10 protein-coding genes and 2 tRNA genes are annotated in these 13,861 nt (G+C 67.2%); 7 read left to right on the top strand and 5 right to left on the bottom strand.

The window, feature by feature from the left end:
• The coding region (locus PK606_RS01775; RefSeq protein WP_324559935.1) for an IS3 family transposase at positions 1-464 on the top strand (464 nt) is incomplete at its 5' end.
• A 748-nt stretch (positions 465-1,212) separates the two neighbouring features.
• On the opposite strand, the gene PK606_RS01770 is transcribed toward PK606_RS01775, so the two are convergent.
• Positions 1,213-1,299: transfer RNA gene (locus tag PK606_RS01770), tRNA-Leu, on the bottom strand.
• Positions 1,300-1,342: 43 nt separating this feature from the next.
• On the opposite strand from PK606_RS01770, the gene cysM reads away from it, so the two are divergent.
• The 3 genes from cysM (at position 1,343) to PK606_RS01755 (ending at position 3,182) form a co-directional block, all read left to right on the top strand.
• Entirely contained in the window at positions 1,343-2,245 is a 903-nt protein-coding gene (gene cysM / locus PK606_RS01765) for a cysteine synthase CysM (RefSeq protein WP_324559933.1), read from the top strand.
• Positions 2,246-2,391: 146 nt separating this feature from the next.
• Positions 2,392-2,940: an NUDIX domain-containing protein gene (locus PK606_RS01760; RefSeq protein ID WP_324559931.1), complete on the top strand. Its 549-nt coding sequence runs from the start codon at positions 2,392-2,394 to the stop codon at positions 2,938-2,940.
• 14 nt (positions 2,941-2,954) lie between these two features.
• On the top strand, positions 2,955-3,182 hold the full coding sequence (locus PK606_RS01755; RefSeq protein ID WP_324559929.1) for a sulfurtransferase TusA family protein: 228 nt from the start codon (positions 2,955-2,957) through the stop codon (positions 3,180-3,182).
• Between the two features lie 21 nt (positions 3,183-3,203).
• Here the strand turns inward: PK606_RS01755 and galU are convergent, their stop codons facing one another.
• A complete protein-coding gene (gene galU, locus PK606_RS01750) occupies positions 3,204-4,091 on the bottom strand; it encodes a UTP--glucose-1-phosphate uridylyltransferase GalU (protein WP_324559927.1) in 888 nt (295 codons plus the stop codon).
• 35 nt (positions 4,092-4,126) lie between these two features.
• Positions 4,127-7,060, bottom strand: a complete 2,934-nt coding sequence (locus PK606_RS01745) for a valine--tRNA ligase (protein ID WP_324559925.1) — start codon at positions 7,058-7,060, stop codon at positions 4,127-4,129.
• A 256-nt stretch (positions 7,061-7,316) separates the two neighbouring features.
• Between PK606_RS01745 and PK606_RS01740 the strand changes: the two genes are divergently transcribed.
• The 3 genes from PK606_RS01740 (at position 7,317) to PK606_RS01730 (ending at position 9,333) form a co-directional block, all read left to right on the top strand.
• Complete coding sequence (locus PK606_RS01740) at positions 7,317-8,435, top strand: YeeE/YedE family protein (RefSeq protein ID WP_324559923.1); 1,119 nt, start codon at positions 7,317-7,319, stop codon at positions 8,433-8,435.
• Entirely contained in the window at positions 8,432-9,217 is a 786-nt protein-coding gene (locus PK606_RS01735) for a tRNA threonylcarbamoyladenosine dehydratase (protein ID WP_324559921.1), read from the top strand. The genes PK606_RS01740 and PK606_RS01735 overlap by 4 nt, the downstream gene beginning before the upstream one ends.
• A gap of 40 nt (positions 9,218-9,257) precedes the next feature.
• Positions 9,258-9,333: transfer RNA gene (locus PK606_RS01730), tRNA-Lys, on the top strand.
• A 122-nt stretch (positions 9,334-9,455) separates the two neighbouring features.
• Here PK606_RS01730 and fahA read toward each other — a convergent pair.
• Both fahA and PK606_RS01720 read right to left on the bottom strand, forming a co-directional pair.
• Positions 9,456-10,772 (bottom strand): fumarylacetoacetase, encoded by a 1,317-nt coding sequence (gene fahA / locus PK606_RS01725; protein ID WP_324559919.1) that lies wholly within the window; start codon positions 10,770-10,772, stop codon positions 9,456-9,458.
• Positions 10,773-11,148: 376 nt separating this feature from the next.
• Positions 11,149-13,542 (bottom strand): DUF6351 family protein, encoded by a 2,394-nt coding sequence (locus tag PK606_RS01720; protein WP_324559917.1) that lies wholly within the window; start codon positions 13,540-13,542, stop codon positions 11,149-11,151.
• Positions 13,543-13,861: the final 319 nt, after the last annotated feature.

The following is a 13,861-nucleotide window of genomic DNA, read 5'->3' as shown; positions in this document are numbered from 1 at the left end:
GAACCCACGAAGGCTGGTTGTGCCTGGCGGTTGTGGTCGATCTGTTCTCGCGTCAAGTAGTGGGCTGGTCCATGGGCAGCCGCATTGACACGAGCCTGGCCCTCGATGCATTGCTGATGGCACTATGGCGCCGCCAGCCGCAGGCGCCTGTCCTGGTTCACTCCGATCAAGGCTGCCAGTTCACTGGCCACGAGTGGCAGGCCTTCCTGCGCGACCACAACCTGGTCAGCAGCATGAGCCGGCGTGGTAACTGCCACGACAACGCTGTGGCCGAGAGCTTCTTCCAGTTGCTCAAGCGCGAGCGCATCCGCCGCCGCATCTATACGACCCGCAGCGATGCGCGAGCGGACGTCTTCAACTACATCGAAATGTTCTACAACTCACAGCGCCGTCACTCGTCGGCGGCAGGACTATCACCGGTAGAGTTCGAGCAGCAACATTCCCAACGGCTCAAAAGTGTCTAGGGAATCCGGGGCGATTCATCGCGCTGGGGCGGCATGGCCGGGCCGGGAACACCTGGCGAGAGGGTTCACCGCGTCGATATGAGCACGACGCTGCACACCCTCACCTATTCCAAAGACCGGACGAGTCCGGGCTTTTTTTGTTGCGTCTGCGCGCGCGTGAGGCGCGGGGCCGGAACATCTTCCGCGCCGCGTCTCGCCCTGGTAGTTCCAAGAAAACAAGGGTAAACCCTTAGAATTTGTCCGCAGTTTGGAGAAAAATGTGGACACGCTGCGGACACCTAAGCCGTTGATTTATAAGGTTGTCTTCAGTGTCCACAGTGTCTGCAGTCAAAAAAGCATGAGCCGAGGTCAAGCGCTTTTTGGTTTTGGTTTTTGGTCTCAGCCGGGCATGGCTTGAGGCCGGCGAGTCACCGGCTTGTCGTGTCCGGAAGTGGTATAGCCTGGCGCTATCCAGTGGGCGGGGGGCGGTCAAAAGTCGAGGCGGCCGTGCCGGGAAACCGACCGGTCCCCCCTTTTTTTACGTGCGCAGGCTTCGGGGGAGGGGGTACCGACCGCTGCATCTACAAAGATGGTCCGGCGGGCGCTGAGAAAATGTGCCCCCACTTTCGAAAAATGTGCCCCCAAATGTGCCCCCAGGTTGCTCCGGATGGATGCATACTCATGCGGACTCACATGCACCAATAAGCACAGGGCTACAGAGGGAAAAACAGAAAAGCCGCACGCTTGTGGAAGCATGCGGCCTTACACTTGGTGCCCGGAGCCGGAATCGAACCGGCATGGTGTTGCCACCGGCAGATTTTGAGTCTGCTGCGTCTACCGATTTCGCCATCCGGGCGGCACGCGATAGTCGAACAAGAAATTATGGCACAGTGAAATCCATGAACTACCCCACCATCGAAGACGCCATCGGGCGTACGCCGCTGGCGCGGCTGCAGCGCATCGGTGCGCAATCCAACGCGGAGCGTGGCACCGTGGTGCTGGCCAAGCTGGAGGGCAACAACCCGGCCGGGTCGGTGAAGGACCGGCCGGCCCTGGCGATGATTCGCTACGCCGAGGAGCGCGGCGAGATCAAGCACGGCGACACGCTGATCGAAGCAACCTCCGGCAACACCGGCATCGCGCTGGCGATGGCGGCCGCGGTGCGGGGCTACCGGATGGTGCTGATCATGCCGGAGGATCTGTCGGTCGAGCGCGCGCAGACGATGAAGGCCTTCGGCGCCGAACTGATCCTGACGCCGCGCTCCGGCGGCATGGAGTACGCACGCGACCTGGCCGCCAAGATGGTGACGCAGGGCAAGGGCTTCGTGCTGGATCAGTTCGCCAACCAGGACAACTCGCGCAGTCACTACGAAGCCACCGGGCCCGAGCTGTGGGAGCAGACCGGCGGCCGCATCACGCACTTCGTCAGCGCCATGGGCACCACCGGCACCATCACCGGCGTGTCGCGCTACCTGAAGGAGAAGAATCCGCAGATCCGCGTCATCGGCGCGCAGCCCTCGGAAGGCTCGCGGATTCCAGGCATCCGCAAATGGCCGCAGGAGTACCTGCCCAAGATCTTCGACCCGAAGGCGGTGGACGAGGAGATCCTGGTCGATCAGCTTGAGGCCGAGGACATGGCGCGACGGCTGGCGAGCGAGGAGGGCATCTTCGGCGGCATCTCGTCCGGCGGCGCCGCATGGGTGGCGCAGCAGGTGGCGGCGCGCGAGCAGAACGCCACCATCGTGTTCGTGGTGTGCGACCGGGGCGATCGCTATCTTTCCACCGGGGTGTTTCCGGCCTGAGGGGCCATAACGAAATGACCGCGGCCTGCGGTTCGCGATGACGAAATGACTGCGACAGGTGTTCCGGTCATCTGGTCATGGAGGCCGCCTCGGCGGCGAAATCATTCCGTCATGATTCATACGAACAGCAACAAGAAGAGCAAGCCGTGACGAACTTCAACTACTGCCCGAATTGCGCCACGCCGCTGATGATGCTGGTCGCCGACGAAGACACCGGCCCGGTCGAGCGCCTGCGCTGCCCGGCCTGCGGCTTCACGCACTGGAACAACCCAGTGCCGGTGCTGGCCGCCATCGTCGAGTACCGGGGCCAGGTGCTGCTGGCGCGCAACGCGGCCTGGCCGGGCAAGATGTTCGCCCTCATCACTGGCTTCATGGAGGCCGACGAGACGCCGCAAGAGGGCATCGCGCGCGAGCTGAAGGAGGAGACCAACCTCGATGCCTGCTCGGTGGATCTGGTCGGCGTGTACGACTTCCAGCGCATGAACCAGGTCATCATCGCCTACCACGTGGTGGCCGAGGGCGAGGTGCGGCTGTCGCCCGAACTGGTCGACTGGCGGCTGTACGATCTGCCGGATCTCAAGTGCTGGCCGGCCGGCACCGGCTACGCGCTGGCCGACTGGCTGCGCACGCGCGGGCACGAGCCGGTGTTCTTCACGCCGCAAGAGAACGCCGAGCGGCGGCGCGGTCTCGATTGACCGACAATCACCTGATGGACATTGCCAAGGAAGTCGACGCGCGCGGGCTGAATTGCCCGCTACCCATCCTCAAGGCCAAGAAGGGCCTGGCCGAGTTGCAAAGCGGCGAGTTGCTGCGCGTGCTGTCGACCGACCCTGGTTCGGTACGCGACTTCCAGGCCTTCGCCAAGCAGACCGGCAACGAACTGGTCGAGCAGCAGACCGCCGGCGACGAGTTCATCCACGTGCTGCGCCGGCGCTGAGCGCCGCCCCGCACGTGCGGCTCAGAGCGCCAGCGACTTCAGGTAGTCACGGAACGGCGCGCCCATCTGGGGGTGCTGCAGCGCCAGTTCCACGGTGGCCTGCAGGAAGCCTTCCTTGCTACCACAATCGTAGCGCTTACCTTCGTACTGGTAGGCGTAGACGCGCTCGGTCTGCATCAGCCGGGCGATGGCGTCGGTGAGCTGGATCTCGCCGCCGGCGCCTGGTGGCTGATTGCGGATCTCGTGGAAGATGCGCGGCGTCAGGATGTAGCGGCCGGCCACGCCCATGCGCGAGGGCGCGTTCTCGGGCGCCGGTTTCTCGACGATCTGCTCGATGCTGATCAGGCGCTCGCCCGCCGCCGAGCCGGCCACGATGCCGTAGCGGCGCACCTGGTCGGGCGGCACCTGCTGCACCGCCAGCACCGAACGGCCGAGCGCCTCGAAGGCCCGCACCATCTGCGCCAGCACCGGCTGGCCGCCGGCCGGGCCGACCATCAGGTCGTCGGCCAGCAGCACCGCGAACGGCTGCTCGCCGACGATGTGCGCCGCGCACAGCACCGCGTGGCCGAGGCCGAGCGAGCGGTGCTGGCGCACGTAGGTGCAGTCCATGTCCTCGGGCGCGACGGCGCGCACCACCTCGAGCAGCTCGGACTTGCCGGCCGCTTCCAGCTCGTTCTCGAGCTCGTAGGCGGTGTCGAAGTGGTCCTCGATGGCGCGCTTGCTGCGGCCGGTGACGAACACCATGTGACGCACGCCGGCCGCATAGGCTTCTTCCACCGCGTACTGGATCAGCGGCTTGTCGACGATCGGCAGCATCTCCTTCGGGCTGGCCTTGGTGGCCGGCAGGAAGCGCGTGCCGAGGCCGGCGACGGGGAAGACGGCGGTGTTGACCTGGCGCGGAGCGGACATGGGGTGGTGCCTTTCTCTTGGGATAACGCCGGCCTTCAGCCCAGGCGCGCCAGTTGCTCGCGGATCTTGGCCAGCGTGCCACTGAAGTCTGCCAAGCGTTGCTGTTCCTGCTCGATCACTGCCGGCGGCGCCTTGGCGATGAAGGCCTGGTTACCCAGCTTGCCCTGGGCCTTGGCGATCTCGCCTTCCAGCCGCTTGACTTCCTTGCCCAGGCGCGCCTTTTCGGCGGCGACGTCGATCTCCATGAACAGCGCCAGGCGCGCATCGCCCACCACGGCCACCGGCGTGGCGCCGGCCGCCTCGGCCCACTGGCTTTCGGTCTCGAACAACCTGACTTCACTCAGCTTGGCCAGCGCCTGCAGGGCGGGCGCCATGGTGCGCACGAACTGGGCGTCGCCGGTGACGTACAGCGGCAGGCGCTGTGCCGGCGAGACGTTCATCTCGCCACGCAGCGTGCGGCAGGCGTCGACCAGCGCCTTGAGGTGAGCCATCTCGGCTTCGGCGGCCTCGTCGATGTTGGCTTGCTCAGCCTGCGGGTAGGGCGCGACGGCGATCGAAGCACCGGTCTTGCCTGCTACGGGTGCCACGGCTTGCCACAGCGCCTCGGTGACAAAGGGGATGATCGGGTGCGCCAGGCGCAGGATGGCCTCCAGCACGCGCACCAGCGTGCGCCGCGTGGCGCGCTGCTGCGCCGGCGTGCCGGCCTGGATCTGCACCTTGGCGATCTCCAGGTACCAGTCGCAGAACTCGTTCCAGACGAAATCGTAGAGCGTGTTGGCAACCACGTCGAGGCGGTAGTCGGCAAAGCCTTTCTCCACCTGGCTTTCGGTCTTCTGCAGCAGGCTGACGATCCAGCGGTCGGCGGCGCTGCGCTCGGGGGCCGTGTCGGCTTCGACCCCGCCGCCGGGCCGTCCCAAGGCGGGGTCAGCCCCCTCGAGGGGCAGCGAACCATGCGCAGCAGGGAGCGTGGGGGCAGGTTGACCGCAATCGTGCCCCTCGCAGTTCATCAACACGAAGCGGCTGGCGTTCCACAGCTTGTTGCAGAAATTGCGGTAGCCCTCGCAGCGTTTGGAGTCGAAGTTGATGGTGCGCCCCAGCGTCGCCATCGCGGCGAAGGTGAAGCGCAGCGCGTCGGCGCCGTAGCCCGGGATGCCGTCGGGGAATTCCTTGCGCGTGTTCTCGCGCACCTTCGGTGCCGTCTCGGGCTTGCGCAGGCCGGTGGTGCGCTTGTCGAGCAACGGCTCCAGCGCGATGCCGTCGATCAGGTCGACCGGGTCGAGCACGTTGCCTTCCGACTTGCTCATCTTCTTGCCGTGCGCGTCGAGCACCAGGCCGTGGATGTACACGTCCCTGAACGGCACCTGGTCGGTGAAGTGCGTGGTCATCATGATCATTCGGGCGACCCAGAAGAAGATGATGTCGTGGCCGGTCACCAGCACGGAGGAGGGCAGGTAGAGCGACAGGTCTTGCGTCTGCCCGGGCCAGCCCAGGGTCGAGAACGGCACCAGCGCCGACGAGTACCAGGTGTCGAGCACGTCCTCGTCGCGCGTCAGCGTGCCGCGGTAGCCCGCCTGCTGTGCCTTGGCATGCGCCTCGTCCTCGCTGCGCGCGACGAACACGGTGCCGTCTTCGCCGTACCAGGCCGGAATCTGGTGCCCCCACCACAGCTGGCGGCTGATGCACCAGTCCTGGATGTTGTTCATCCACTGGTTGTAGGTGTTGACCCAGTTCTCGGGCACGAAGCGCACCTGGCCGCTGGCCACGGCGTCGATGGCCTTCTGCGCAATCGACTTGCCGGTGTCATCAGGCTTGCTCATCGCCACGAACCACTGGTCGGTCAGCATCGGCTCGATGACCTGCCCGGTGCGGGCGCAGCGCGGCACCATCAGCTTGTGCTTCTTGGTCTCGACCAGCAGGCCCTGCGCTTCCAGATCGGCCACGATGGCCTTGCGGGCGGCGAAGCGGTTCAGGCCGCGGAAGATCTCGGGTGCGTTCTCGTTGATCGTCGCATCGAGATGAAGTACGCCGATCATCGGCAGGCCGTGGCGCTGGCCCACGGCGTAGTCATTGGCGTCGTGCGCGGGTGTCACTTTCACCACGCCGGTGCCGAAATCCTTGTCCACGTAGTCGTCGGCGATGACCGGGATCTCGCGTCCCACCAGTGGCAGCGTGACCGACTTGCCGACCAGGTGCTGGTAGCGCTCGTCCTCCGGGTGCACCATCACGGCGACGTCGCCCAGCATGGTCTCGGGGCGGGTGGTGGCGACGACCAGCTTCTCGCCGCTGCCATCGGTCAGCGGATAGGCGATGTGCCAGAGGAAGCCGTCTTCCTCCTCGCTTTCCACCTCGAGGTCGGACACCGCGGTCTTCAGCTCGGGGTCCCAGTTCACCAGCCGCTTGCCGCGGTAGATCAGACCCTGCTCGTACAGGCGCACGAAGGTTTCGGTGACCACCTTGGACAGCTTGTCGTCCATGGTGAAGTACTCGCGGCTCCAGTCCACGCTGGCGCCCATGCGGCGCATCTGCTGCGTGATGGTGGCGCCCGACGTGGCCTTCCAATCCCACACGCGGGCGACGAAGTTCTTGCGACCCAGGTCGTGGCGGCTCTGGCCCTGCTCCTGCAGCTGCCGCTCGACTACGATCTGGGTGGCGATGCCGGCGTGGTCGGTACCCGGCACCCACAGCGTGTTGAAGCCGCGCATCCGGTGGTAGCGCGTCAGGCTGTCCATGATGGTCTGGTTGAACGCGTGCCCCATGTGCAGCGTGCCGGTGACGTTGGGTGGCGGCAGCTGGATCGCGAAGTTCTCGTCCTGCGCGGCAGCCTCGAGCTTCGGCTGACCGGTGCCGCGCCAGCCGGCGCGGCCCAGGCCGGCGCGCTCCCAGGCCGGGCCCCATTCGGCCTCGATGGCGGCGGGTTCGAAGGACTTGGACAGGGACTGCAGGCCCGGTTGCGAGAGCTGGTCAGACATGGTGGATGATCGCGGTGCCTGCAAAGGCGGCGCGCAGCGCATCGGGCGATGCGGCGCTCGGGTGACGAAACAATCGATTCTAGCGGCCGGTCACACGGGCAGGAACGTGCCGCAACCGGCGCGCGCCAGCGGCGGTGTGAGCGGCCCTGACGGCGCCCGCTGGTCTGCGCTGCTACAAGATCAATAGTGATTCCGGGCTGGCGGCGGTGTCGGCGCCGCGCACGCGAATGCCCGCGCTTCAATAGAATCCAGCGCCATGCCCGATCTCGCCGACATCCAGCAACTCACGCGCAACGTGCTGCTGATGACCTTTCTGCTGTCGGTGGTGTTCGGCGCCATCGTCCAGCGCACTGGGTTCTGCACCATGGGCGCGATCGCCGACGTGGTGACCATGGGCGACACCGCGCGCCTGCGTCAATGGGTGCTGGCAGCCGGCGTTGCCATCGTCGGCTTCGGCCTGCTGGCGGCCGGCGGCTGGATCGAGGCCGCCGATTCGGTCTACGCCGGACCGCGCTGGATGTGGCTGTCGTCCGTGGTCGGCGGCCTCATGTTCGGTATCGGGATGGTGCTGGCCTCGGGTTGCGGCAGCAAGAACCTGGTGCGCATGGGCGCCGGCAACCTGAAGGCCCTGGTGGTGTTCCTGGCCATGGCGCTGGCTTCCTACGTCACGCTGCGTGGCGTCACGGCGGTGCTGCGCGATCGGACCGTGGACCGGGTCTTCGTGGAATTCGATCAGCCCGCGATCGTCGGCGCACTGGTGGCCGCCGCGGGCGATTGGCCGGCGCCCATGGTGCTGGGCGTGGCGGCGCTCGTGGTCGGCCTGCCGGTGATGGCCTGGGCCCTGGCTGGCCCGGGTTTTCGCACGGTGCGCAACTTGCTGGCGGGGCTCGGCATCGGCGCCGTGATCGTCGGCATGTGGTGGGTCAGCGGCTCGCTCGGCCATGTTGCCGAGCACCCGGAAACGCTGGAATCGACCTACCTGGCCACCCGCACCGGCCGCATGGAGGCGCTGACCTTCACCGCACCCCTGGCCTACGCGATCGACTGGCTAATGTTCTTCAGCGACCGCAACCAGCGCCTGAGCATCGCCGTGGTGTCGGTCGGCGGCGTGATCCTCGGCGCTGCCCTGATGGCGCTGGCGACGCGCCAGTTCCGCTGGGAAGGCTTCCGGACCACCGAGGATCTGGCCAACCACCTGATCGGTGGCACCCTGATGGGCGTCGGCGGCGTGACTGCGCTGGGCTGCACCATCGGCCAGGGGCTGAGTGGTCTGTCGAACCTGAGCCTGACCAGCTTCACCGCGGTGGGCGGCATCGTGGCTGGTGCGGTGCTGGCCATCAAGTACCAGTACTGGCGCCTGGAGCGCATGGCGTGAGCGCGACGCCGTCGGCGCTCGACGACACCGACCTGGCGCGCCGGTTCGGTGGCGTCACGCGCCTGTATGGCGCCGAAGGTGCACGCCGCATCCATGCGGCGCACGTGGCCGTGGTCGGCATCGGCGGCGTCGGTTCCTGGGCAGCCGAAGCGCTGGCGCGCAGCGGCGTCGGTGCGATCACGCTGATCGATCTGGACCACGTGGCCGAATCGAATGTCAACCGTCAGGTTCATGCGCTGACCGACACGCTGGGTCAGGCCAAGGTGCAGGCGATGCGCGAGCGCATTGCGCAGATCCACCCTGCATGCACGGTGCATGCGCTGGAGGAATTCGTCGCTGCGGATAACTGGCCCGGCCTGTTGCCGGCGCCGGTCGATGCCGTCATCGACGCCTGCGACCAGGTCGCGGCCAAGGTGGCGATGGCGGCCTGGGCCCTGCGGCAAGGCACGTGCTTCATCACGGTTGGTGCTGCCGGTGGCAAGCGTGCCGGCGAGCGCGTCGACATTGCCGACATTGCCAGCGTCACGCACGACCCGCTGATTGCCCAACTGCGCTACCGCCTGCGCCGCCACCATGGCGCGCCCAGCGGCAACCAGCCGATCGGCATCGAGGCGGTGTTCAGCCGCGAGCAGATCGCGATGCCGGAAGCCTGCGACACTGGCGCCGAAGTCGACGGCAGCCTCAGCTGCCACGGCTACGGATCGGCGGTCGCCGTCACCGCCACCTTCGGTCTGTGCGCGGCGGGGCGGGTGCTGGATCAGCTGGCAAAAAGCAGGCTATAATTTCTGGCTTCCCAGCGCACCACATGGCGCTGCTGGTAGTGGGACGTTAGCTCAGTTGGTAGAGCAGCGGACTTTTAATCCGTTGGTCGCAGGTTCGAATCCTGCACGTCCTACCAAACCCCACAAGAAAAGCCCGCTACGAAAACAGTAGCGGGCTTTTTGCTTTCCAGGGCTGGGCGCCGTTGCTTCGACCGATGTTCGTTCGTGCCAGCGGCGCCTTTTCAGTTCCTGCGCGACATCAATCGGCCGACGCAAGTACGGTACCGACGCATTCACCGAAGCCGATGCGCGCGGCGCCGGGGCGCTCGCACCAGCCGCGGAGGATGACGGTGTCGCCGTCCTGCAGCCAGGTGCGCTGCTCGCCATTGGCAAGCTGGATCGGGTTCTTGCCGCCGCTGGTCAGCTCGATCAGCGCGCAGGCCTGGTCCAGCGTGGGGCCGGACAGGGTGCCGGTGCCGAGCAGGTCGCCCGGCTGCAGGTTGCAGCCGTTCACGGTGTGGTGGGCGACCATCTGCGCGGCGGTCCAGTAGGCGTGGCGGTAGTTGGTGTGGGTGATGCGCGCCGGACCGCCGCCGGCGGCACGCATCTTGGGCGTTTCGATCAGCGCCTCGAGCTGGATGTTGAGGCCACCCGCCGCGCTGTTGGCGCTGCTGCTCAGATAGGGCAGCGGCTGCGGGTCGCCCTCGGGGTGGGCGAAGGGTGCGCGGAACGGCGCCAGCGCCTCCATGGTGACGATCCACGGCGAGATGGTGGAGGCGAAGTTCTTGGCCAAGAAAGGCCCCAGCGGCTGGTATTCCCAGGGCTGGATGTCGCGTGCCGACCAGTCGTTGAGCAGGACCAGGCCGAAGATGTGCGACTCGGCCTGTTCGATGGCGATCGGCTCGCCAAGCGCGTTGCCAGCGCCGACGAACAGGCCCATCTCGAGTTCGATGTCCATGCGCTGGCTGGCCTGCACCTGCGGCTGGTCGGCATCGGCCGGCTTGACCTGGCCGCGCGGGCGCTTGAACGACTGGCCCGAGACGCCGATGGACGACGAGCGGCCGTGGTAGCCGATCGGCACCCACTTGTAGTTGGGCAGCAGTGGGTTGTCGGGGCGGAACAGCTTGCCGATGTTGGTGGCGTGGTGCACCGAGGTGTAGAAGTCGGTGTAGTCGCCAATGCGGGCCGGCAGCGCGTATTCGGCCTCGGCCTGCGGCACCAGGCAGGCTTTCAACGTGGCTTCCGCGGCCGAGCCGGTCTGCAACGCCTGCGACAGCGCCTGGCGCAGCGCCGACGAGGCCGTGGCCCCCAGGCCCATCAGGCGGTTCAGTGTCGGCTCGGTCGCCGCCTGTGCCGCTGCCCGCGCGTTGCCACTGAACGCACCGGCCTGGACCGAGCCGGCCAGGTCGACGATCTGGTCACCGATGGCGACACCGCCGCGCCAGGCTTCCTGGCTGCCCTGGCGGCGGAAGATGGCGAACGGCAGGTTCTGGATCGGGAAGTCGGTCCGGCCGTCGTTGGCGGACTCGACCCAGCTGGTCAGTTTCGGGTCGTGCGTGGCGTTGAGTTCAGGCATGGGCGTTCTCGGTGCTGTTGTTGTCTCAGGGCGTGAATTCGACCCGGTGAGCATAGCCCAGCCGCCGCGGTGCCGTGTCGTTCAAATCGTCGGGTGCAGTGTGGCCACTGTTGGCAGCACGGTGCTCGAATGCAAGCAGCCGGCCCGTCAGGCGCTGCGCGTCGGATACAGGTCCGCGCATCGGCACAGAGGGCGAACCGATGGTCGGGCGTCCGCTTCATCGGGGTGTGCCCGCCCGGGTGGTGCCCTGGCTAGATTCGGGCAGACAACGCCGTCAGCGCTGTCTGCCCGCCCAGCTTGTCGGGCCGCTATACGTTCGATGGCCGTAGGCGGGCCTGGTCGACCGCCGGCCGCCGGCTTTGCACCGCGATCGGCATCAGCCAGGACGCGCCTGATCGGACTGGCCGTAGTCGCACACACCCGACGGGAAGATCCGGTTCAGCGTGGCGATCTGCTCCGCGCTGGGGGTCCACGAGCCGTAGGTGCCGTCGCCCACCGCCTGCGCCACCGGCTTGAGCGCGCAGCGGTACATGGCGCCGTGGATCGGCGCGCCGGCGACGGTGCGCGAGGTGCCGTAGAGCGGGAAGGCCTGGGTGCAGGCGCCGGCGGGACGACTGTCGAGGATGCCGTCCCACACGCCGGCGCCGGCCTGCATCAGCTTGCCGTCGCGGTCGAAGCAGGCGTCGGTGGCCATCGGCGGCTTGTTGCCGGCGATACCGGCCTTCGGGTTGGCGCGCAGGTTGGCGAGCCACTGGTCCATCACCGCGAGCGCCTCCAGGCTCTGGCTGGCCTTGGGCGTGCCCGGCACGGTGTCGGTGAACCAGACCACCAGGTGGTCACTGTGGCCCATGCTGTCCAGCGTGCGCTGGCGTACCGCGAAGCTCTGGTGCGCGTTGTGCATGTCCAACTCGCGCTCCATGTACTGGCGGTGGTCGATCGCCGGCACGTCGAGGCGGCCGTCGAACACGTGGCCGCTGGCATAGGCGGCGCGCATGGCCTGCGGATCGCCCACGGTGCGCGGCGCCGGCGTGTCGGCCGGCGGCGCGAGGCGCATGTTCTTGCGGCTCCAGGGGTCGAAGTAGCCGGGGATGCTCAGCGCCTTCTGGATCTCGGCTTCGCTGGTGCCGAAGAAGGGGAAGGTCTCCTGCACCATCTCGCTCGGATGCTTCCAGCCGCCGACGTGCCAGTTCAGGTGCAGGAACTCCTGCGGCGTGATCTTGCCTTCCCGCAGCGACTTCAGGCCGTACTGCACGCCGACGTTGTCCCAGGTCGGGCGCGCGGCGCCGGCGGCATCGACGCCATAGATGTTGCGCAGGTCGTCGTAGTGGGTCCAGCGGATCGCCGCGATGTCGCTCTGCGGCTCCCAGAACTGCTGGTTCGCAGCTTGGCCGTAGTGTGGATTCATGGCCAGCGGCGACAGCCCACGCCAGCCCGGGATGCACTCGGTCGAGCCCTTGGCCGTGCCGTAGCCAAGGGCGATCTTCAGCGGTGCCAGCGGGTCGTTAACCTTGGCGTTGTTGCCGACGTCATCCTGCTCGGCATTCATGCCGACCAGCCAGCTGCGGTTCTTGGTCACCTGCCACTTGGGGTTGGTGCGGTCGGTGGCGTCCATGTAGTACTCGAGCAGTTCGCAGTCGCCCACATGGATGGTCTGCGTGACCATGTCGGGGTAGCTCTGTACCGGCAGCAGGCCGTCGAGCACGCCGGGGTAGTTGCGCGCGATGTGGTACTGCTGGATCGCACCGCCCGAGCCACCGAGCCCGACGGTGTGCAGCGGCACGCCGTAGCGCTCGATGAAGCGCTCCTTGGTCATCATCGCGGTCTCGCCGCTGAGATTCAGGTTGTAGTGCGTGCCGGTGTTGTTGCCGCTGCTGTGCACGATGGCCCAGCCCTGGCCCAGCACGTCGGGGTTCATCGAGCCGCCGTGCACCGTGCCCTGGCTGTGGCCGATCGCCACGCCGCCCTGGAACCAGTACAGCAGCTTGCCGTTCCAGCGGCTGGTGTCGTCCTGCGCCGCGCTGTCGCCGGATGGCAGCGGCGCCAGCATCGCGATGCTGTAGAGAAAGCGGTTGATGGAGCCGATCTCGCGCCGCACCACGAAGTCGACCGTGCTGCCATCGGCCAGGGTGGTCGTGCCCATGTCCGCCGGGCGCTGGCCATCGGCCGGCAGCGGCACCAGGCTGCCGCCGGTGTTCCTGCGGTACCAGTAGCCGACGAAGGTGTCGATCGAGCAGTCGCGGCTGTAGCCGACCAGCTGGCCATTGGCGTCAGTGACCCGGTAGCCCGGCGCCGTGGCGCTGTCGACCTTGGGCTGCTGGCCAACCGCGCCCTGGATCGTGGTGCAGACGAAGGGCGTCTGCTGGGGGCCGGTGAACATCGGCCCGGTGATCGGCCAGTTGGTCAGCGTGATGGCGTCGCGCACGTTGGCCGTGCGGTGCTTCACCTCAAGTCGGTTGTCGCCGGGCAGCAGTCCGCTGATCACGCCTTCGAGACCGCTGTCGACTTCTTTCAGCGGCACCTCGATGCGGGTGCCATTGAGCCACAGCTCGAGCTTGTCGCGCTGCCCGGGCGCGGCGCGCACGTGGATGCGGGCGTCCCCGCCCGAGACCCATTGCGGTGCGCTCGACAACACGCTCAGGGCCACCGTCATGGCCGGATGGGCCGGTTTGATGCGCTGCGCGGTCTCGCCTGGCGAGTTGTCGGAGCCGCCGCACGCGGCCAGCAACATGGCGGCAACGAGCGCCGCCATGTGGTGCATGGATGGTTTCATGGTGGTGTCTCCTGCGCCCGCAGCTCGTTGTCTTGATTCGGCATCCCGCGCTGCTGCCGGCTCCGGCGCGCGATGCTTGCACCGGTGCGAGGCATCGGCGCAGGACGACGATAGCCGAGCGCGACGGGATCCGACACCCATGGGGGTCAGGGTCGCTGTCGCATGGGTGACAGTTGCGTGTGAAGGGGTGGCGCTCGGTGCCGTGCCCGGTCGTGCGCCGGCTCGCGTTGCCCTGGCGGGATGGTCGGTTCGAAGCGTGGCGGCGTCGACTGCTTGATGCAGCTTGAGCAGCATCGCATCGGCGGCCCGAAGCTGCGCG

This window comes from Ottowia sp. (assembly GCF_035444425.1).
Taxonomy (GTDB): Bacteria; Pseudomonadota; Gammaproteobacteria; order Burkholderiales; family Burkholderiaceae_C; genus Ottowia.
Note: the sequence above shows the minus strand (reverse complement) of the source record. Positions and strands in the feature narration are given on the sequence as shown.